Source organism: Xenorhabdus vietnamensis (genome assembly GCF_002127535.1).
Taxonomy (GTDB): Bacteria; Pseudomonadota; Gammaproteobacteria; order Enterobacterales; family Enterobacteriaceae; genus Xenorhabdus; species Xenorhabdus vietnamensis.
Map to the genome: position 1 here is coordinate 136918 of NZ_MUBJ01000010.1, position 19448 is coordinate 156365.

Below are 19448 nucleotides of genomic sequence, written 5' to 3' on the forward strand. Positions count from 1 at the left end.
AGAAGCAAAATAAAAGATAGAAAGGTAGTCTTGATTTTAGACAGTATTACGCAACTTAACAAAAAGTACCCTTAATTAACCTATTTTAATGGTTATATATATAAAAATTATCAATTTTATTGATTTAAAAATCTTCTATATGCTTATTCCCAAAATGAATAAGTAATAGAGCCGTCGCTTATGTCTAAAAATCCAATTAGGCCTGAAAATCAAGTAGGGAAATTTATCGAAACTCACCAACATGCTGCATTAAAATTAATTCCCGGTGTAATATTGACGACAGCACTGACGGCACTCGCTATCTATATTGGTACTATTCCTTGGTTTATAAATATGGGATTGGGTGTCCTGACACTTGCCATCCTGTTGGGGATCATTATCGGCAATACAGTCTATCCTTTCTTAAAACCCACCTGTGATAATGGCACCCATTTTTCCAAACACTACCTTCTGCGAGCAGGTATCATTTTTTATGGGTTCCGCCTAACTTTCCAACAAATCACAGATGTTGGTACAACTGGAATATTGATTGATGTCATCATTCTTTCTTCAACATTTTTTATGGCATTGTGGATTGGGCACACTTTTTTGCGACTGGATAGCCAAACTGTGATCCTAATTGGCGCAGGAAGCAGTATCTGTGGAGCCGCGGCGATTATGGCAACAGAACCTGTTGTTAAAGCACCAGCCAGCAAAGTTGCTGTAGCCGTCTCTACAGTAGTCATTTTTGGCACACTCGCAATCTTTATTTATCCGTGGTTTTATCAACTCAATGCCCATTATCAATGGATTAATTTCTCTCTGGAAACATTTGGCATCTTTTCTGGCTCAACTGTTCATGAAGTAGCCCAAGTTGTCGCTATTGGGCATACATTAGGAAGCGATGCAGAAAATGCCGCCGTTATCAGTAAAATGATCCGTGTTATGCTATTGGCTCCTTTTCTATTGCTGCTTTCCGGCTACCTCAGTCGCATTGAAGCTAAAAATTTCAATGGCCATCAAGAAAAACCGTCAATCACTATTCCATGGTTTGCTGTGTTTTTTGTTGTCACTGCGGGTTTTAATTCTTTCCATTTATTACCTGAATCCCTTGTTAATCACATCATTACCGCTGATACCATTATGCTGGCAATGGCAATGGTTGCTTTAGGGCTAACCACCCATATCAGTGCCATTCGTCAAGCTGGAATTAAACCTATTTTATTAGCACTCATTTTATTTGTGTGGCTAGTAGCAGGAGGGTTAATCATCAACCAAGGTGTCCAACATTTATTACTCTAATTCAGAACAAAGATATATCTAACACCAAATTAAATTGACTTTTTCTGCCAAAATTTTATCAGCAGGGCGAACGATGCCATAATGACAAAAACACAGGAGAAAATGATATGAAATTTGTTGGAGCCCATGTAAGCGCCTCAGGTGGTGTTGATCAAGCAGTGATCCGTGCGCATGAATTAAAAGCAACAGCATTTGCCCTATTCACAAAAAATCAACGCCAATGGCATGCGCCACCACTATCAACAGATGTCATTGATAAATTTAAAGCGAATTGTGAACGTTATGGTTATGGCAGCCGACAAATTCTTCCTCATGACAGCTATTTAATCAATCTTGGCCATCCTGAAGCAGACAATCTGGAAAAATCCCGCGCAGCGTTCCTTGATGAAATGCAACGCTGTGAACAGTTAGGTATCGACTTGCTGAACTTCCATCCAGGCAGCTATCTCAATAAAATTGACATTGATAAGTGCCTCGCCCGTATTGCGGAATCTATTAATATTACTTTAGATAAAACACAAGGTGTTACCGCGGTCATCGAAAACACAGCCGGACAAGGCACCAACCTTGGTTTTAAATTCGAACAACTAGCGGCAATTATTGACGGCATTGAAGACAAAACCCGTGTTGGAGTCTGTATTGATACCTGCCACGCTTTCGCGGCTGGTTATGATTTACGTACTAACAAAGATTGTAATGAAACTTTCAAGGCATTCGATGAAGTTGTTGGATTCAGGTATCTTAAAGCAATGCATCTGAATGATGCCAAGAGCGAATTTTCCAGCCGTGTTGACCGTCATCACAGTCTTGGTGAAGGCAATATAGGTAAAACACCTTTCAGCTATATCATGAAAGATGACCGTTTCAATGATATTCCTTTAATTCTTGAAACGATCAATCCAGATATTTGGGATCAAGAAATTGCTTGGCTAAAATCTCAGCAAAATTAATCACCTGACTGCTATTAACTCGATCTTTGACATCATTGACGCAAGTTCCGTGCGACTTTTAATCCCAACATTCGACTGGCTAACCGTGAGTGCAGAAACTGCGGTTGCCAGACGCAATGTGTGTTCACTGGATTCTCTCATCAGCAAACCATAAACCAATCCGCCGACCATAGAATCCCCTGCCCCAACCGTACTGACTACCTCACAATGTGGCGGTTTTGCCAACCATGCACCAGAGGCATTCACCCATAATGCTCCTTGTTCTCCCAGCGAAATGACAACATGGGCAATCCCTCGACTGCGCAGTTCATGGGCCGCATCAATAACATTGTTCAAATCCGGCAATGGCTTACCAGCCCAAATCTCCAATTCATATCGATTGGGTTTTACTAGCCAAGGTGATGCTTTAAGGCCCGCTGAAAGAGCTTCACGGCTACTGTCGAAAATAACACAGGGGCATGACTGCCGTAGTTGCATCATCCAATCTGCAAACGATCCAGCTGCAATTCCTTCGGGTAAACTACCGCTGACTACAACCATATCGAACTGCCCCAACCATGTGAGAGAGTCACTGACAAATCGTTCCCATTCTTCTTGCGTCACATGGAAACCTGAAAAATTAAAATCCGTCACTTCACCATGTCTTTCAGTCAACTTGACATTAATGCGCGTTCGTCCTGAGACTAAATGGAAACGATTTGCCATACTGTTTTCGTCAAAGAACTGTTGAAACCCTTCCTGATTCTCCCTCCCCAGAAAACCGCTGACAGTCACATCAATGCCTAAATCACGCAGCACCTTCGCAACATTGTTTCCTTTACCAGCAGCATGAAGCCCTGCCGTCTGTACACGGTTAACATTTCCCTTAACAATATCTGGGCATAAACCAACTAGATCATAAGCTGGGTTTAAGGTAATTGTGGCAACTCGACGGCTCATCTTGCCCGGTATCCCCTGTATAAACAGTCATAAGTAACATTAAGATTTCTCTTTTATTTATAACATCAAAATTGAATCGTTTCAGTTAAAATTACGGCTTGCTTGATCATTGTGTTACTGAAATCTAAAAGTAAAAATATATGGCGGAATAATTTTTTATCAGATGGCTAAATCTATCTGAATCAACATAAACAGATACGACCCGGAGGAATATATCAGTGTCAGTTATTGTCGGAGTTGGTGTCATTATCATTAATGATAGGGGTGAAATTCTACTGGGAAAACGTACCAGCCAGCATGCACCGTACTGGTCAATCTTTGGTGGTCATGTCGATCCCGGTGAAACCTTTGAAGAATGTGCTATTCGGGAAATTCAAGAAGAGATTGGCCTAACAATCCAAAACCCCAAAGTTTATGGTATTTGCAATAATATCGAAACATATCGCGAAGAAGGAAAGCACACCGTTTCAGTTTGTCTGCTGGCACAATATGCCGGAGGTGAACCCAAATTAATGGAGCCAGAGAAATGCGAACAATTAATTTGGTGTGATCCTGACAACCTACCCGAACCTCATTTTGAGGCCAGCCGCAATGCCATCAAACTGTGGCAAAAAGCGCTATTCTACTCAGCAACTTAATATCTGTTTTGCAGGCGGGCTCTTTCAGATAACCTGCCTCGCCTTTGTATGCAAAATGCAACAAATGCAATCTAGTTATTTTCCATAATTATTTGTTTACACATATGTTTTATTAATGTATCGTCGCGCTAGTACAAGGTAACACCATTCATCAGGGAGTCTATATGACCATTGAGGTAACGCAAAATTTGAAACGCCCCTCCATATTTGGTGGTGCTATGATTATTGCCGGTACTGCTGTCGGCGCAGGTATGTTTTCCATCCCGATTGTCACTTCAGGTGTCTGGTTTACAGGATCAATCATTTTGCTGGTGTACACCTGCGTATGTATGTATTTCTCTGGTCTGATGATTTTGGAAGCCAATATGAATTATCCTGCTGGTTCGAGCTTCCATACAGTCGCTAAAGATTTGCTGGGCAAAAGCTGGAGCTCTCTTAACGGCTTATCCATCACCTTCGTTCTGTATATCCTGACCTATGCTTATATTTCAGCAGGTAGCTCAATTCTTTCTCACAATATCGAGAATATTATTCCACTGCCTCAATCAATATCCGGCTTGTGTTTCGCCTTTATTGTTGCCTTTATTGTTTGGTTATCGACTAAAGCAGTAGATCGCTTAAGTACTATTTTGATAGGCGGAATGGTAATTACTTTTATCATGTCCGTTGGTGGTATGTTTACCGAAGTAAAGCCTACCATCTTATTTGATCAGGCCAATACTCATCCAAACTATTTACCCTATGCTTTAATCGCTTTGCCTTATTTACTGGCCTCATTCGGCTATCACGGTAATATTCCGGGGCTAGTCAAGTATTACCATAAAGACAGTAAAGCTGTCACAAGCAGCTTACTATATGGAACATTAATAACATTAGCGATTTACATTTTATGGCAGTACGTCATTCAGGGAAATATTCCGCGTGAAGCCTTCAAGCAAATTATTGCTGATGGTGGTAATATTGGCAATTTGCTGCAACAAATGGATATTACGTCTGATAACACAAAAATCACCCAGTTCTTGAATGCTTTTTCATATATGGCCTTGGCAAGTTCATTCTTAGGTGTATCATTAGGATTGTTTGACTATCTGGCAGACTTTTTTAAATTCAACGACTCTCGAAAAGGTCGATTTAAAACAGCACTGATTACTTTTGTTCCGCCCACTGTATTGGCACTAGTCTTTCCAAACGGTTTCCTATATGCAATCGGCTTTGCTGGTCTGGCAGCAACCATTTGGGCAGTTATTGTTCCTGCTTTAATGGCCCGAGCCAGCCGTAAACGCTATCCAACATCTAGCTATCAGGCACCTGGTGGTAATTTTTTGATCATCTTTGTTATCCTGTTTGGTTTGATCAATGCATTAGCACATACTCTATCTTTGTTTAATTTGTTGCCAGTTTATCGTTAATGTTTTTTACTCGCCCCAGTATTTTACTGGGGCATTCATTCATCTCTTGCCTAATCGGCCGACTGCGAGTAATTTTGTCGCCACTTAAATATTTCATTCCACTATTTCCTTGTTCTTATAGAAGGTATCTATGGCTAAAGCCAATGAAATTAAACGTGGCGCTGCAATCAGCCACAATGGAAAGCTATTATTAGTTAAAGACATCGATATTCAGTCACCCAGCGCACGCGGTGCCAGCACTCTGTATAAGATGCGCTTTACTGATATTCGTACTGGTCAGAAAGTGGAAGAACGTTTCAAAGGTGATGATATTCTTGACACCATCACATTAACACGCCGTGGTGTAAGTTTTTCCTATATTGATGGTGATGAATATATCTTTATGGATAACGAAGATTTCACCCCTTATCACTTCAAAAAAGATCAAATCGAAGAAGAATTGCTCTTTATTCCTGAAGAAGGTTTACCAGGAATGCAAGTTCTGACAATGGATGGGCAATTATTAGCTCTTGAATTGCCTCAGACTGTTGATATGGTCATTGAAGAAACATCACCGGGTATTAAGGGTGCATCAGCGAGTGCCCGCACTAAACCGGCTAAAGTGAGTACAGGATTGACTATTCAGGTTCCAGAGTATCTAAGTTCAGGCGAAAAAATTCGCATTCATATTGCAGAACGTCGCTATATGGGGCGTTGCGACTAATTTTTATCCTTAAATATAAGTTGCTCTTTTAGCAAGGCTAACGCCTAATGCAAAGAGTAACTCATCATCTATTGAGTTAAAAATAATCCACATTAATAATTGCCACACGTTTCTGATTGTCAGTCCACTTCACGCTGGAAACACCTATGTTGCCAGGAAGCTTGACATTACCTTTCGTTTTATGAGTTGAAATGATTTGTTTAATAGTGAGATTTTTCCCTAATCGATAGCAAGAAATATTAGCTTGAGTGTTTGATATAACAACTTGACATCCGGGGTCAACAATAGCACCAGAAAACCGAATTACTCCTCCTTTAGATTCGGCATATCCATAAGAAAGCCATGAAACCAACAAACAACTAATTAACAATTTAAGATAATTTTGCATGGTCACCTCACTTTCGTTTTTCCATTAACTAAAACTCAGCTACCTTTTATTCCTTCATCTCCATAATAACTATTTCACATGAAAAAAATACGACATTGACATCTTTTATTGATAAATATCAAAAGTGATTTCTTAACTAAAAATAAAAACATCATTTTTATTGACTAATTAGTAATGATGTTATTAGCAATTATTATTTTGAACTCAATCACAGATAAATTTATTAGTTTGTTTTTATATTATTTAAAAAAAATAAAAAAGATATTTTTATACTTACATATAACATTTAATGATAAGTTATAGTAATAATGCCTAACTCTTTCTTCTCTCCTACCCATTTTATTTCTTCTTTTCCGATACGTTTTTGAATAGATAATGGAGAGTTACTATCCTTTTGATATTCTAAAGTTTTATTTTTCTTTAACTGTTCACCATTATACCAACAGAGCATTTCAGTATGATTTTCATCCCAACTAATTTGGCATGGAGGTTCAACAATAGCACCATGAAAATAAATAGTTCCAGAATTTGAGGTTGACGAAAAATCCGCCATTACAGGATAAGATAAGGACATAAACAAAAAAGTCGTCATTTTTCGTAACATAAGCATTCAACCTCCATTACAGGCATTATTATCTTTTTTCAATTTCAGCCCTACGCCAATTTAAAAATCAGATAATAGTGTAACGCTCAGCTATCTATATAACGATATAACGGTAAATGAAATACTTTATTTATACTTTTCATTAATTCAAACTACAATTCGATATAATATCCTAATAAGTTAGGATATGAGAAAATCAATTTACAGTTATTTAATAATAGTCAGATACCAACTTTGCATCAAATATATATTTTCGGTGCCGTTATGGGGATTTAGCTATTTTTCCGATATCATGAAATTATTTGCATATTTAACAACAAAAAAGTTCATCAATGAACTATACAAACATATTGATATAATTACACTTTACTTACAATACTTGATGGTGATTACGCTTTCTTATAAATTTTGTTATAGTTCCCTCCCTGTTAATTTGTCTACCAAAGTCCACTTTGCGTGTTAAATAGGTATCCCATGACTCGTAGTCACCCAATCGCTATACTTCTTCCCAATATTCTTGGTATTGCCCTGTTTTTCTCATGGTACTTGCCTGAGAACCACGGCTTTTGGTTCCATATTGATTCCTCTATCTTTTATTTTTTTAATGAAAAATTATTGCCAGATTCAAAATTTTCCCTATTTGTAGCTATAGCGAATATTAGGGCATTTGATTCTATATCACTTCTATGCATGGGTCTGCTGTACTACAGTACATTTCGCAAACAAGATTATGCTGGCAAGCGCCGACTTTTCATGATTGGTCTAGTGATGCTCATTTCGGCCGTTATCATTAATCAAATAGGACATCAAATCCCCGTCAGCCGACCAAGCCCGACACTGACATTTGAAAATGTTAATCGCATAAACGAAATAACAAATTGGCATACAAAAGATGCGTCCAAAGACAGCTTCCCTGGCGATCACGGATTAATGCTTTTAATTTTTAGTAGCTTTATCCTGCGCTATATCTCCCGTGGTACATTCTTCATTGCTCTACTGATTATGGTCACTTTTGCTCTTCCACGCATTATGGCCGGTGCTCATTGGTTTACAGACATTGCTGTAGGTTCTTTGTCCCTGACACTGATTGGCATGAGTTGGGTATTGCTAACTCCATTAAGTGACATTATGGCAACATGGTTAGATAAGAAATTACCGCATATCAGACGCAGTAGTTAATATCATTATCTTGAGGAGATAACAGGTATCTCCTCAAGATCACACGATATTCACCAAAGCAGTATAAAATAATAACAATCCATTCTAACTCCTTAGTTATTAATCTATTTTTTTGTAAAGAACTCTTTTTATCTCTCGCTTTTTACTAATGATTTCAGTAATCTTCCATGCGTCCGATTTATTAAAATGATACGTTTTGTAAAGATGCTAATAAAATGTGTTGCTTCGCACACTTTATGGACAGAAAATTTGTTAATTCGCCATATTCTGACTAGGCTTTAAAACGTTTAGTGTTTTCATGCTGGCTATAAGTCACATTAAGGACTGCAAGGGAAAATCAATATAATGCTCAAATCTCACTCAATACTGAGATACATCATGCGGCTGATACCCGCAATTCTGGCGGCAGTGGTACTCACCGCATGTAGTTCACCAGATTCTAAGCTACGCAATAAACAAACTGAGATTCATGCAGTAAAAACTCAAAAGCATTATTTACTTCAAGCATCTCAGGATGAATTTGAAACGCTGATTAACAGCTTAGATGTTAAGTCTAAAATACTTAATCAGTACGCTGATTGGAAAGGTGTCGTCTATCGATTTGGTGGAAACAGCAAGCGTGGCATCGATTGTTCAGCTTTTGTGCAACGGACTTTTCATGATCAGTTTGGTCTAGAGTTGCCACGTTCCACATTAGAACAGCAGAATCTAGGACAAACCATTAGCCGCTCTAAATTGCAGGTTGGTGATTTGGTACTGTTTAAGACTGGGGTTCGTATGCGTCATGTCGGTATCTACATTGGCAATAATCAATTTGTCCATGCTTCAACTAGCAACGGGGTTATCGTTTCCAAATTGACCGATACTTACTGGAATAAACGTTTCTACAGTGCAAGACGAGTGCTATCAGATGATATAAAAGCCTCAATATAACAGCCTCATTTCCCTTGCAGACATTAAAAAAACGCTTCTATTTAAGAAGCGTTTTTTATCATTTTTTATCAATGGGCAAAATTATAATGGATACAGCGCAGTTATATTTTCTGCAATTGCAGCACCTAGCGTCTTTAAACGGCATATCACTGCACTCTCATCTTCCTTAGCAAAAAACAAACATGGCTCCCCTTCCCACTCAATCACAGCACTTAGTATCTGCATATCAGTAATAGACTGATGTATAGCTTGCAAAATCTCCCGTGCTTTTTCACCTTCATGGCTTAATAATTTCAGCCCCATCAAGTTATTTCTTAAATCTATTTCCTCCGCCGACACAATCTCAACTTTTGTACCAACAGAGCCAGATGACCACCGATAACTTTGCGGCAGTCTGTGTACTACCGAAAGTTGGATATTATTCACGCATCATTCCTATCAGAAACAACATTAAAACATCTAACCACCAGTTGTAAGTTATCGATTCGTCAAAACCAAATAACCACCCAACAAAAAAGTAAACAATAAGTTAAAATAAAAATCGAATTATCTCACCTACCTCATCTATTACCTCAAAAAAGTGAGATCAAACTCGCATTTTGTATATATTTATACTGTTTAAGTAAATAATTCAACTTATTTTTATGCAAAACAGCAACCTTTCATTCAAGATTTATTTACATATTTGTTTTTTTCAAACATCGCTGAATACCAATAAAAACATAATCTTTTTATTTACAACGGGTTAAATAATGACAATTCTATAACTTTCCACAATCATAGAGTCATTATAACAAGTTAACAAAAAAGCAACATTTCAATATTGATTAGATATGATAAAATTAACAAATCATTACATTTGTTGGGTGATTGTTCTATATTTTCTGTTTATTCGATACGAAAATAATAACATTTGATAATAAAAAAAGGCCACCTCATACTGACAGATAGCCTTTAAAAACATTTGATACATGATCCTAATTACTTTTAGATCGCTGCTATTTTTGACTATTTATAATATTGATTATTTATGCGACTTGCCACGTGCATATATAATAAGCAACATTGCCAATATTACGCATAAGGCCATTGAACCCACCATCGGCCATGCACTTTTCTCTGGAAATAAAGACAAAATAGTGCCTACTAATGCTGCAATACTAAAACGGATAGTTCCTGCCAACGAAGAAACCGTCCCCGCCATATGAGGATAATCATCCAACACAACAGCCATAGTGTTAGACGTAATCATGGAAATTCCGCTGATATAAATAGCAACTCCCATAACCAGAGAAATAAATCCCAGATCAAATATGGTGCTGAACAGTAACCATAATCCCATGACAAATTGAACGAGCAATCCAATATGCAACATTTTCAATGGGCCATATTTGCGAACACACTGGCTATTAATGGTTGCCATGATGAACAGAAAAATAATATTCAACCCAAAATAGTAACCAAAGTGCTGCTCAGACACACCGTTTAACTTAATGTAAACAAATGCACCAACACTAAGAAAAGAGAACATTCCAGCAAAGGAAAAACCGCTGGCTAAGATATAACATAACACTTGGCGTTGTCGGAACAGCATAACAAACTGTCTCAAAGTAGTTTGTAAGTGAAATCTCTGCCTTTTTTCTTTAGGCAACGTTTCTTTGATGAAGAAAGCAATCAGAGCTATAGCAATTACCGCAACAATAGCAATTGACCAAAAAATAGCATGCCAACTGAACCACTCCATCAGCAACCCACCTAACATGGGAGCCAGTAAAGGTGCAATGATCATCACCAATGTCACAAAAGACATGCTGCGAGAAAATTCCTCTTTTGTGAATTTATCACGCATAAGAGCATTAATTACAACACTGGCAGCCGCAGCAGAAAACCCATGCAAGAAACGCATGGAAATAAAGGTATCAATATCTTGCGCTAAAGCACATGCAACAGAAGAGATAGCAAAAACAATGACACCACCCAAAATGACCGGTTTACGTCCCAAGCTATCCGACATTGGCCCATAAATCATTTGTCCAATGGCAAAACCAAAAATATAACTACTCAGTGTCATCTGTACCAGACCATCATTGACACCAAAATTTTTAGCGATCGTTGGCATACTCGGCAAATACATATCAATTGCCAATGGCATTAACATGGAAAGCAAACCAAGGATCAATACTAGTCCCAAATAGGACGAACGCTGTTGTTGCACGCAGTAACTCCGAATCAGTTGAAGGATAATAATTAAAGTGTTGGCATTTGTATGCTATTGATTTCACTATCAGTCAGTGCTCGATACTCTCCTGATTCCAATTCAGGATCGAGGTAAATTTCGCCAATTCGCTCCCGATGAAGCGCTACAACATGATTTCCGACTGCGGCAAACATCCGTTTTACTTGGTGATAACGCCCTTCACTGATGGTCAAGCGAACAAGTTGAGGCTCGATAATTTCCAGTTGTGCAGGTTTTGTCAGCGTTTTTTCTCCATTTAATTGAACACCTGCCTCGAATTTTTGCTTAATATCCTCAGCAATTGGATGTTCCAATTTAACAAGATAGGTTTTTTCACAATGATGTTTGGGAGATGTAATACGGTGTGACCACTGGCCATCATCAGTCAACAACACCAATCCTGTAGTGTCGATATCCAAACGCCCTGCAGAGTGCAATTGATGAGCAACAGGCTCATCAATAAAATATAAAATTGTCGGGTTTAACGGATCATCTGTCGAACACACATATCCCTGAGGTTTATTCAACATGAAATAACGCGGGCCATTTAATTGCTGCAATATCGTGCCATCGTAAACGACTTGCTGATCGGACTTCAATTTATAGGCTCCCGTTTTGATGATTTCGTCATCAACAGTAACTAGCCCTGCCCGCAACTCCCGGCCCACATCGTTGCGGCTAATACCTAATTGTTGTGATAAAAATTTATCCAATCGCATGAATAGATGTACCTGACAAAAATAAATACATATGAACATATCCTTGATATTGCGAACAATTTCAAGGCTACTACTGGGATACAAGATTAAACAGATAATTTATAAAAAAATCATCACGGCAGTAACTATAGCAACAATAAGTTACACGTTATAGCCCATTTTTCCCCTAGAAAAATAATGACAAATTATTTCTCAACAGCAGGGTTAAATGAAAAATGTTATTCTCTACCAATTATCTTTTACCTGATGTTTGTGACAGTAACATAAAAATGGCTCTTACTTTACGTCCTTATCAACAAGAAGCAGTAGATGCAACCATTCACTACTTTCGCCAACACAAAGATCCTGCCGTTATTGTTTTGCCAACGGGGGCAGGTAAAAGTCTTGTCATCGCTGAACTGGCAAAATTAGCTCATGGCCGCGTTTTGGTACTGGCACATGTCAAAGAACTCGTTGCACAAAACCACAGCAAATATTGTACTTATGGACTGAATGCCGATATTTTTTCTGCTGGGTTGAATCAAAAACAAAGCGAAGGAAAAGTCGTTTTTGGCAGCATCCAATCCATTGCCCGCAATTTGGATTGCTTTGATCACCATTTTTCACTGCTAATCATTGATGAATGCCATCGCATCAATGATGATGAAAACAGTCAATACCAACAAATCATCCAGCAGCTCCGGAAAAACAACCCCCAAATCCGCATATTGGGTTTAACTGCAACACCTTATCGTCTTGGTTCTGGTTGGATATATCAATATCATTATCATGGCATGATCCGCGGTAATGAACGCAGTTTTTTTCGCGATTGTATTTATGAACTCCCATTACGTTATATGATTAAGCATCATTTTCTGGTTTCTCCAGAAAGGTTAGATATGCCCGTAATACAATATGATTTCAGTCAGATACGTACCAGCCAACAAGGGATTTTCAACGAAGTAGAGTTAAACCGAGAGATCAAGCGCCAAAAACGCATCACCCCTCATATCATTAAACAAGTCGTTGAATATGCACAAGATCGAAAAGGTGTGATGATTTTCGCTGCTACGGTCGAACATGCTAAAGAAATTTTCCAATTGCTGCCTACAGAACAGACCGCATTAATCAGCGCAGATACCCCTGCATCTGAACGAGACTTCTTAATTACGGCATTTAAAGAACAGCGGCTACGCTATATGGTCAACGTTGCAGTACTTACAACAGGATTTGACGCACCCCATGTCGATTTAATCGCTATATTACGCCCGACAGAATCTATCAGCCTCTATCAACAAATCGTCGGACGCGGTTTACGTTTATTTCCTGACAAAAAAGATTGTCTGATCCTGGACTATGCTGGCAATCCCCACGATCTTTACACCCCAGAAATAGGTAGCAATAAACCCAATTCGCAAAACCAGCCCGTACAGGTATTTTGTCCCATCTGCCAGTTTGCCAATACTTTTTGGGGTACATGCACAGCAGATGGAGACATCATTGAGCATTTTGGACGACGCTGCCAAGGCTGGGAAGAAGACAAAAATGGAAAGCGTCAACAATGTGATTTTCGTTTTCGCTTCAAATCATGTCCTCATTGTGGTGCAGAAAACGATATTGCTGCCCGGCGCTGTCACCGTTGTGAAGAAATACTCGTCGATCCCGATGATATGCTGAAAGCAGCGTTGAAACTTAAAGATGCTCTGGTGTTGCGTTGTGGCGGAATGCAACTAACACCGGGTCACGACAACAAAGGGGAATGGCTGAAAATCACTTATTACGATGAAGATGGTGCAGATGTATCAGAACTATTCCGTTTATCCACCCCGGCCCAAAAGAAAGTGTTTGAACTACAATTTCTTCGCCAACACCAGCGCGCACCAGGAACCATTTTTCGTTGGAAAACAGCGGCAGATATTGCTAATCAACTTCCTTCCTTACGCCACCCTGATTTTGTTGTCGCTCGTAAAAAAGGACAATTTTGGCAGATTCGAGAAAAGGTTTTTGATTATCAAGGGCGATTTAGACAGGCTAGTGATTTGTATTAAATATGTCAAACAACCTGCCCACTAATCTATTAACTGACCGGAAAGCATATTTATATTTGCTGTCATATCTGTTTTTCGTTAGAATCCCGCCCGCTTAGCGTAATACATAATGTTAAGCCAAGTATCGAACCTGCTGCAGGGTCGCCTGTAGCAGGATTTATTTTCTTCTTTTACAGAGAAAAAATAATGTTAACTATTAATGCAGTAGTACGTAAAGAGCAGGGCAAGGGTGCGAGCCGCCGCCTGCGTAGAGCTAACAAGTTTCCAGCAATCATCTACGGTGGTAACCAAGAGCCAGTTTCTATCGAACTGGATCACGATGCAGTTATCAATCATGAAAGCAAACCAGAATTCTACGAAGTTATGACTCTGGTTGTTGATGGTAAAGAAACTAAAGTTAAAGTGCAGGCAGTACAGCGTCATCCGTTTAAACCTAAACTGACGCACATCGATTTCCTGCGTGCTTAATTAGCCACAGTCGAGCTTTTATCGGGACGCCGAGTAAATAACGCCGCAAATGCGGCGTTATTTATTTCTACAACTTAATTTTTTCTCCGTTATCAGTTCAGCGATTTCCACCACTATTATTTCCACCACTATGGCGTTGCAATTGATCACGTAAATTCGGCGGAGTACCTTTAATCGTCAACGTATCCGTTGCTGGATCCCAAAAAATTCTCTCTCCCATCAGCATGGAATCAAAATTGATGGTTAACCCTCCTCCACTGCCCGCAAATTTTGTCAATTGGCGCAGCGTTCCGCGATCCGCAGGAAAACTCTCTTCCAATTTATAACCCTGTTCTTGAGAAAATTGCTGGAAATTTTGCTCTCCCAATGGAGGTAACTCTTGGGATAGTTCTTGCAGCTTAATTTCCTCGCCAGCTTGTAACTGCTCATGACAGTAACTATAAACTTGCTGACGATACGCCTGACGTTCATTTTTATCCAACTGTGCCGACTCACAATAATCGTCCACAGCCTGCAATAAACCTTTATTTTGAACTTTAGCATTCATGCCTTCGCTGGCAGCAAGGAAATCCATAAAAAAGTCAGAGACCTTCCGTCCTACCCGACCTTTTAGGAAAGTCAAGTAACGACTGGATTCAGGATTGGTTTCCCATTCAGTCAGATCGATTCTTGCAACAATATCAGCATGGGGAATATCAAGATATTGCGTTGTGTTTACATCAAGCTCATCATTAACGGACATGCTGTTGCAACTATTAAGGACCGCAATCAGCAAATATTCCACGGCAAGGTATCGATATTGACAAAACAACACCGTGCCCCCTTCTGCGAACGGGTACTTCTCCAATTCATCCTTCAGACGAACAGTCGCAGCCCGACTAAAACCGAGAAAATCCTCATCTCCATTACGTAGATGCCGGAGAGATCCTGCCAGTTCACTTTCCTCATTAAACAAACCGTAAGCTTTACTTTTCGCGCTATATACACGATGCAACTCTGCCATCATCTCTGCAACCACTTGATTAGTATCCAGCAAAGAATCACGTAAAATCATTTCCAACGTTTGTTCACCACGTTTAATCAACCGGTGTAACGCGATCTGGGTAATTTCCAGACTCATTATTTATACTCCTTTTGCAGCTTTGACCATAGAGGCCTTGCGATTAGCGGCGTATTCAAACATCGTTACCTTTCTGCTGCAACCAAAAACCTAAATGGTGAAAAGTACTCGCCATTTAATTGTCAGCATGCAACATATCAGAGATTAAAATGATGCAACACCTTCAAGATTGGCAACAACTCCGGCACCAAAGAATTAATTTGTCATAAAAAAGCAGAAAATCGCCCCTCTATACGGTAAGATATAGGGCTTTGTACATTCAGGATATTTGATTTATGCCACAGTCATCTCGCTATAGCGATGAAAAATTTGAACATTTATTAACTGAATTAGTAAGTGTTTTCGAGAAAAACCATACTCCAACTGACCTGACTTTGATGGTTTTGGGTAATATGGTAACGAATTTGATCAATACGAGCATTGCACCTGAACAGCGCAAACATATTGCAGACTCGTTTGTACACGCGTTACAGTCTTCAATCAACGAAGACAAAGCGCATTAATCTTAATTAACACCTTGACGTAAAGAAAATATGGTGACTAGCTGTCAGCATTACCGCGAAAAAGTTTCTCAGATGATCAGTTGGGGACACTGGTTCGCACTGTTCAATATTATGTTCAGTCTGGTGCTGGGCAGTCGCTATTTATTTACATCTGACTGGCCGGGTACACTGTTTGGGCGCATCTATGCGCTGGTCAGTTGGCTCGGTCATTTCAGTTTTATTGTTTTTGCTATCTACTTACTTATTTTATTTCCGCTGACATTTATCGTCTTTTCACAGCGATTAATGAGGTTTCTTTCAGCCGCATTGGCAACAGCAGGCTTAACACTGCTGATATTAGATTCGTCCATTTATGCCCATTTTCACCTGCATTTAACCTCATTGGTTTGGAATTCAGTCACCAATCCAGAACAAGGCGAATTAGCAAGGGAATGGCAACTAATATTCATCTGTATTCCAGTAATTTTCCTGATACAGATGCTTTTTGGCACATGGAGCTGGCAAAAATTACGCAGCCTAAGTCGTCAACGATTTGGTAAGCCACTGGTAATAGTATTTATTACTGCTTTTATCGCTTCACACCTTATGTATATCTGGGCGGATGCCAATTTCTACCGTTCGATTACCATGCAGCGTTCAAACTTACCAATTTCTTATCCAATGACCGCCCGCAAGTTCCTCGAAAAACATGGTTTACTGGATCATCAAGAATTCCAGCGCCGCATTGACCAACAAGGTAATCCCGCAGCCTTGAGTGTCAATTACCCACTGAATAACTTATCTTATCGGGATGCAGGACGCGGCTACAACTTACTTTTACTCGTCGTGGATGAGCTAGATAATCAAAACATCGCCAAGGATATGCCGGTTCTGAAACACTTCGCGCAGAATAATATCCAATTCACTCAACATTTCAGCACTGGCATTCAAAAAGACACGGCATTGTTTGGTCTATTCTATGGTATATCATCGGGTTATCTAGACGGAATCCTTAACGCTAGGAAATCATCTGTGCTTGTTGATGCTCTGACACATCAAGGATATCAATTTGGTCTCTTCTCTTCTGATGGATTTCAGACACCACTTTATCGCCAAGCCATACTGACCGACTATTCATTGCCAGAAGCTAAAAAACAAAACGATAATTCAACTGTGACACAATGGAACCAATGGCTGGATCTGCGCAACACTTCTACCCCATGGTTCTCATTTCTGGACATTAACGGTTTCAATCCCTCATCCAAGAAATTTGACAAAAAAGTACTGGATACTGAAATCAGCCATATTTTAAATGCTTTGAAAAACAAAGGAATCTTGAACAAAACGATCATTGTGATCACAGCCAAACAGAGTAAAAAAACATCTGTCAGCAGCGCAAAATGGTTTACTGGTGACAAATTTAACCGTGACCAGATTCATATTCCCCTGATAATTCAGTGGCCGGATACACCTGCACAAACTATCGATAAATTGACCAACCATCAAGATATTATGACAACCTTAATGCGTCGTTTATTACACGTCACTAATTCTCCATCAGATTATTCACAGGGTGAAGATCTCTTTAATGCTCAAAGAGAAAACCCATGGTTGATTACTGGTGATAATGGTTCACTAATTGTCACAATGGCTAAAAATACTGTCTATCTTTCCAAAGATGGTAAATATCATCTATATGATTTAGATGGCAACGAAATTCAGGACATTAAACCAAATTTTGCTCAATTATTACAAATTTTAACTGAAGCCAAACGATTTTTAGCAAACTAATCGCTTAAGAATCAATCACTCACTAAATTAGGGGCTTGCTTTGAAAATAAAAAACGGTAGTATAGAAAAAGTCGTCGGCATGTAGCGCAGCCTGGTAGCGCACCGTCATGGGGTGTCGGGGGTCGTAGGTTCAAATCCTATCATGCCGACCAAATTTCCCTAGAAAAACCAACCAATTGTGGTTGGTTTTTTTATGCCTCAAATTTGCTTGGTGTAAAACCCACTCTAATGTCTTCATTTTTACCCTATCGTTTTGGTCTAAACTTCAAACACAAAATCTCACTAATTCATAAATTTCATCAATGATATATTGAAGTGGCAAACCCTCACCCAGCCTGGTTCTGTCGCATTAACAGAGATCTCTGGAGCAAAAGTATCTTGATTTATTTTTATGCTGTTAGCTGATAGAAATAGGCCGCCGGTGAAATTGGATATTCGGGTTCTTGCGGGTATTGTCCTTTGCGCAACATACAGACCAGTTCAATCCCGGCCAACAGGGTCTGTGCCCGTCTGAAATTCTTGAATCCCAGCATAGGACGTGTTCGCCGTTTGACGTTGCGGTGATCCTGTTCAATCAGATTATTGAGATACTGATTTTGCCGGATATTGATCTGCTTATCCTTCGGTATTCCCTGATTTAACTCGTCTAGCGCGGCTTTGTTGGCGCCACTCTTATCCAGGGTCACTCCCTCAGGTTGTCCGTGCTGACGTAAGGCTTTCTTAAAGAAACGCAACGCGGCTGACTTATCCCGATAAGCCGTCAACAGAAAGTCGACAGTATTCCCATCCGAGTCGACCGCACGGTAGAGGTAACGCCATTGCCCTTTGATTTTGATAGAGGTTTCATCCATTCGCCCCCGACGTCCAACAGCGGGTTTGCTACGCCGGTAGCCTTTAACAATCAGTGGGATCAGGCGGTGAGCCCAGCGAGAGAGCGTGGAATGATCAACGGCAATCCCCCGCTCCGCCATCATTTCTTCCAGATTACGCAGGCTCAGGGCGTAGGCCAGATACCAACGAACACACTGAGCGATGATATCAACAGGGTAATGCCGACGTTTGAACGCTTTTCGGATAAGGGACATCGCTCTGGACTCGCTCAAAAACAGAGGAGCTTACCTGATGATCGCTTAATGCGACAGAACCGTACTTTCACTCATAACCTTTGTGGGATCGTGATCGTTAGGGAACATGACTTCACAATCACCACTCAGTACATGCAGTGATTTGAACAGAGTAACAGCCTGGCAACTTAACGGCACAATATGCTCGGTTTTCATTTTCATGCCCCGTTCAGAGAATTTCACACCTTCAATCGCTTTTCTTATGGCGGGAATTTTCCAGACTGCATTTTCAAGGTCAAGTTCTTCCCAACGGGCAAATCGCAGTTCACTGGAACGAACAAAGGTCAATAGCGTCAATTCTACTGCAATGCGAGTGATTAAGCGTCCGTGATAGTGCGAAATACGGGTGAGAAATTATGGTAAACGTTCGTGAGGTAGGGCAGGATGATGTTTAGATTTAACAGTGGAAAGTGCGCCTGCCATATCATTAGCGGGATTGAATTCAAGAATATCATTC

The 19448-nt window shown here is 39.7% G+C and carries 19 protein-coding genes, 1 tRNA gene and 1 pseudogene; 12 read left to right on the plus strand and 9 right to left on the minus strand.

Going from position 1 to position 19448, the window contains the following annotated elements; all coding sequences use genetic code 11:
* The first annotated feature begins 180 nt into the window (after positions 1-180).
* Together Xvie_RS10955 and nfo are read left to right on the plus strand one after the other, a co-directional pair.
* The gene (locus Xvie_RS10955; protein ID WP_086109356.1) at positions 181-1281 is read left to right on the plus strand and encodes a YeiH family protein; all 1101 of its coding nucleotides are present in this window, start codon (positions 181-183) and stop codon (positions 1279-1281) included.
* Between the two features lie 107 nt (positions 1282-1388).
* Positions 1389-2231, plus strand: a complete 843-nt coding sequence (gene nfo, locus Xvie_RS10960; RefSeq protein ID WP_086109357.1) for a deoxyribonuclease IV — start codon at positions 1389-1391, stop codon at positions 2229-2231.
* Here the strand turns inward: nfo and fruK are convergent, their stop codons facing one another.
* On the minus strand, positions 2232-3170 hold the full coding sequence (gene fruK / locus Xvie_RS10965) for a 1-phosphofructokinase (RefSeq protein ID WP_086109358.1): 939 nt from the start codon (positions 3168-3170) through the stop codon (positions 2232-2234).
* A gap of 218 nt (positions 3171-3388) precedes the next feature.
* On the opposite strand from fruK, the gene Xvie_RS10970 reads away from it, so the two are divergent.
* From Xvie_RS10970 to yeiP, 3 genes are all read left to right on the plus strand, one after another.
* Positions 3389-3808 (plus strand): nucleotide triphosphate diphosphatase NUDT15, encoded by a 420-nt coding sequence (locus Xvie_RS10970; protein WP_086109359.1) that lies wholly within the window; start codon positions 3389-3391, stop codon positions 3806-3808.
* A gap of 164 nt (positions 3809-3972) precedes the next feature.
* Complete coding sequence (gene mtr / locus Xvie_RS10975) at positions 3973-5217, plus strand: tryptophan permease (protein ID WP_086109360.1); 1245 nt, start codon at positions 3973-3975, stop codon at positions 5215-5217.
* 130 nt (positions 5218-5347) lie between these two features.
* Positions 5348-5920 (plus strand): elongation factor P-like protein YeiP, encoded by a 573-nt coding sequence (gene yeiP, locus Xvie_RS10980; protein WP_086109361.1) that lies wholly within the window; start codon positions 5348-5350, stop codon positions 5918-5920.
* Between the two features lie 76 nt (positions 5921-5996).
* Here yeiP and Xvie_RS10985 read toward each other — a convergent pair whose 3' ends face one another.
* Positions 5997-6308, minus strand: coding sequence for a hypothetical protein (locus Xvie_RS10985; protein WP_086109362.1), 312 nt, complete (start codon positions 6306-6308; stop codon positions 5997-5999).
* 286 nt (positions 6309-6594) lie between these two features.
* On the minus strand, positions 6595-6918 hold the full coding sequence (locus tag Xvie_RS10990; protein WP_244175580.1) for a type 1 fimbrial protein: 324 nt from the start codon (positions 6916-6918) through the stop codon (positions 6595-6597).
* A 468-nt stretch (positions 6919-7386) separates the two neighbouring features.
* On the opposite strand from Xvie_RS10990, the gene Xvie_RS10995 reads away from it, so the two are divergent.
* Together Xvie_RS10995 and mepS are read left to right on the plus strand one after the other, a co-directional pair.
* The gene (locus Xvie_RS10995) at positions 7387-8091 is read left to right on the plus strand and encodes a phosphatase PAP2 family protein (protein ID WP_086109363.1); all 705 of its coding nucleotides are present in this window, start codon (positions 7387-7389) and stop codon (positions 8089-8091) included.
* A 345-nt stretch (positions 8092-8436) separates the two neighbouring features.
* Positions 8437-9024 (plus strand): bifunctional murein DD-endopeptidase/murein LD-carboxypeptidase, encoded by a 588-nt coding sequence (gene mepS / locus Xvie_RS11000; protein ID WP_086109364.1) that lies wholly within the window; start codon positions 8437-8439, stop codon positions 9022-9024.
* 81 nt (positions 9025-9105) lie between these two features.
* Here the strand turns inward: mepS and Xvie_RS11005 are convergent, their stop codons facing one another.
* From Xvie_RS11005 to rsuA, 3 genes are all read right to left on the minus strand, one after another.
* A complete protein-coding gene (locus Xvie_RS11005) occupies positions 9106-9450 on the minus strand; it encodes a YejG family protein (protein ID WP_086109365.1) in 345 nt (114 codons plus the stop codon).
* Between the two features lie 598 nt (positions 9451-10048).
* Positions 10049-11239, minus strand: a complete 1191-nt coding sequence (locus tag Xvie_RS11010) for a Bcr/CflA family multidrug efflux MFS transporter (protein ID WP_086109366.1) — start codon at positions 11237-11239, stop codon at positions 10049-10051.
* A gap of 32 nt (positions 11240-11271) precedes the next feature.
* Positions 11272-11979 (minus strand): 16S rRNA pseudouridine(516) synthase RsuA, encoded by a 708-nt coding sequence (rsuA, locus tag Xvie_RS11015; RefSeq protein WP_086109367.1) that lies wholly within the window; start codon positions 11977-11979, stop codon positions 11272-11274.
* A gap of 269 nt (positions 11980-12248) precedes the next feature.
* Here rsuA and radD point away from each other — a divergent pair, with 269 nt between their 5' ends.
* Positions 12249-14006 (plus strand): DNA repair helicase RadD, encoded by a 1758-nt coding sequence (gene radD / locus Xvie_RS11020; RefSeq protein WP_086109381.1) that lies wholly within the window; start codon positions 12249-12251, stop codon positions 14004-14006.
* Between the two features lie 186 nt (positions 14007-14192).
* Positions 14193-14474: a 50S ribosomal protein L25 gene (rplY, locus tag Xvie_RS11025; protein WP_086109368.1), complete on the plus strand. Its 282-nt coding sequence runs from the start codon at positions 14193-14195 to the stop codon at positions 14472-14474.
* A gap of 97 nt (positions 14475-14571) precedes the next feature.
* Here rplY and yejK read toward each other — a convergent pair whose 3' ends face one another.
* The gene (gene yejK / locus Xvie_RS11030) at positions 14572-15594 is read right to left on the minus strand and encodes a nucleoid-associated protein YejK (protein WP_086109369.1); all 1023 of its coding nucleotides are present in this window, start codon (positions 15592-15594) and stop codon (positions 14572-14574) included.
* A gap of 275 nt (positions 15595-15869) precedes the next feature.
* Here yejK and Xvie_RS11035 point away from each other — a divergent pair, with 275 nt between their 5' ends.
* The 3 genes from Xvie_RS11035 to Xvie_RS11045 all read left to right on the plus strand — a co-directional run bounded on the left by Xvie_RS11035 (position 15870) and on the right by Xvie_RS11045 (position 18019).
* The gene (locus Xvie_RS11035; RefSeq protein ID WP_086109370.1) at positions 15870-16097 is read left to right on the plus strand and encodes a YejL family protein; all 228 of its coding nucleotides are present in this window, start codon (positions 15870-15872) and stop codon (positions 16095-16097) included.
* Positions 16098-16127: 30 nt separating this feature from the next.
* Entirely contained in the window at positions 16128-17867 is a 1740-nt protein-coding gene (gene yejM / locus Xvie_RS11040; RefSeq protein ID WP_086109371.1) for an LPS biosynthesis-modulating metalloenzyme YejM, read from the plus strand.
* 75 nt (positions 17868-17942) lie between these two features.
* A tRNA-Pro gene (locus Xvie_RS11045) sits at positions 17943-18019 on the plus strand.
* A gap of 237 nt (positions 18020-18256) precedes the next feature.
* On the opposite strand, the gene Xvie_RS11050 is transcribed toward Xvie_RS11045, so the two are convergent.
* Positions 18257-18952, minus strand: a complete 696-nt coding sequence (locus Xvie_RS11050) for an IS6 family transposase (protein WP_086109372.1) — start codon at positions 18950-18952, stop codon at positions 18257-18259.
* A gap of 57 nt (positions 18953-19009) precedes the next feature.
* Positions 19010-19448: pseudogene (locus tag Xvie_RS11055) on the minus strand (tyrosine-type recombinase/integrase); the annotation flags it as partial.

What these genes read in the sequence shown, in the direction of transcription:
- Xvie_RS10955 (WP_086109356.1), top strand. Translation starts at nt 181, where the DNA reads ATGTCTAAAAATCCAATTAGGCCTGAAAATCAAGTAGGGAAATTTATC.
- nfo (WP_086109357.1), top strand. Translation starts at nt 1,389, where the DNA reads ATGAAATTTGTTGGAGCCCATGTAAGCGCCTCAGGTGGTGTTGATCAA.
- fruK (WP_086109358.1), bottom strand. Translation starts at nt 3,170, where the DNA reads ATGAGCCGTCGAGTTGCCACAATTACCTTAAACCCAGCTTATGATCTA.
- mtr (WP_086109360.1), top strand. Translation starts at nt 3,973, where the DNA reads ATGACCATTGAGGTAACGCAAAATTTGAAACGCCCCTCCATATTTGGT.
- yeiP (WP_086109361.1), top strand. Translation starts at nt 5,348, where the DNA reads ATGGCTAAAGCCAATGAAATTAAACGTGGCGCTGCAATCAGCCACAAT.
- Xvie_RS10985 (WP_086109362.1), bottom strand. Translation starts at nt 6,308, where the DNA reads ATGCAAAATTATCTTAAATTGTTAATTAGTTGTTTGTTGGTTTCATGG.
- Xvie_RS10990 (WP_244175580.1), bottom strand. Translation starts at nt 6,918, where the DNA reads ATGCTTATGTTACGAAAAATGACGACTTTTTTGTTTATGTCCTTATCT.
- Xvie_RS10995 (WP_086109363.1), top strand. Translation starts at nt 7,387, where the DNA reads ATGACTCGTAGTCACCCAATCGCTATACTTCTTCCCAATATTCTTGGT.
- mepS (WP_086109364.1), top strand. Translation starts at nt 8,437, where the DNA reads ATGCTCAAATCTCACTCAATACTGAGATACATCATGCGGCTGATACCC.
- rsuA (WP_086109367.1), bottom strand. Translation starts at nt 11,979, where the DNA reads ATGCGATTGGATAAATTTTTATCACAACAATTAGGTATTAGCCGCAAC.
- radD (WP_086109381.1), top strand. Translation starts at nt 12,249, where the DNA reads ATGGCTCTTACTTTACGTCCTTATCAACAAGAAGCAGTAGATGCAACC.
- rplY (WP_086109368.1), top strand. Translation starts at nt 14,193, where the DNA reads ATGTTAACTATTAATGCAGTAGTACGTAAAGAGCAGGGCAAGGGTGCG.
- yejK (WP_086109369.1), bottom strand. Translation starts at nt 15,594, where the DNA reads ATGAGTCTGGAAATTACCCAGATCGCGTTACACCGGTTGATTAAACGT.
- Xvie_RS11035 (WP_086109370.1), top strand. Translation starts at nt 15,870, where the DNA reads ATGCCACAGTCATCTCGCTATAGCGATGAAAAATTTGAACATTTATTA.
- yejM (WP_086109371.1), top strand. Translation starts at nt 16,128, where the DNA reads ATGGTGACTAGCTGTCAGCATTACCGCGAAAAAGTTTCTCAGATGATC.
- Xvie_RS11050 (WP_086109372.1), bottom strand. Translation starts at nt 18,952, where the DNA reads ATGTCCCTTATCCGAAAAGCGTTCAAACGTCGGCATTACCCTGTTGAT.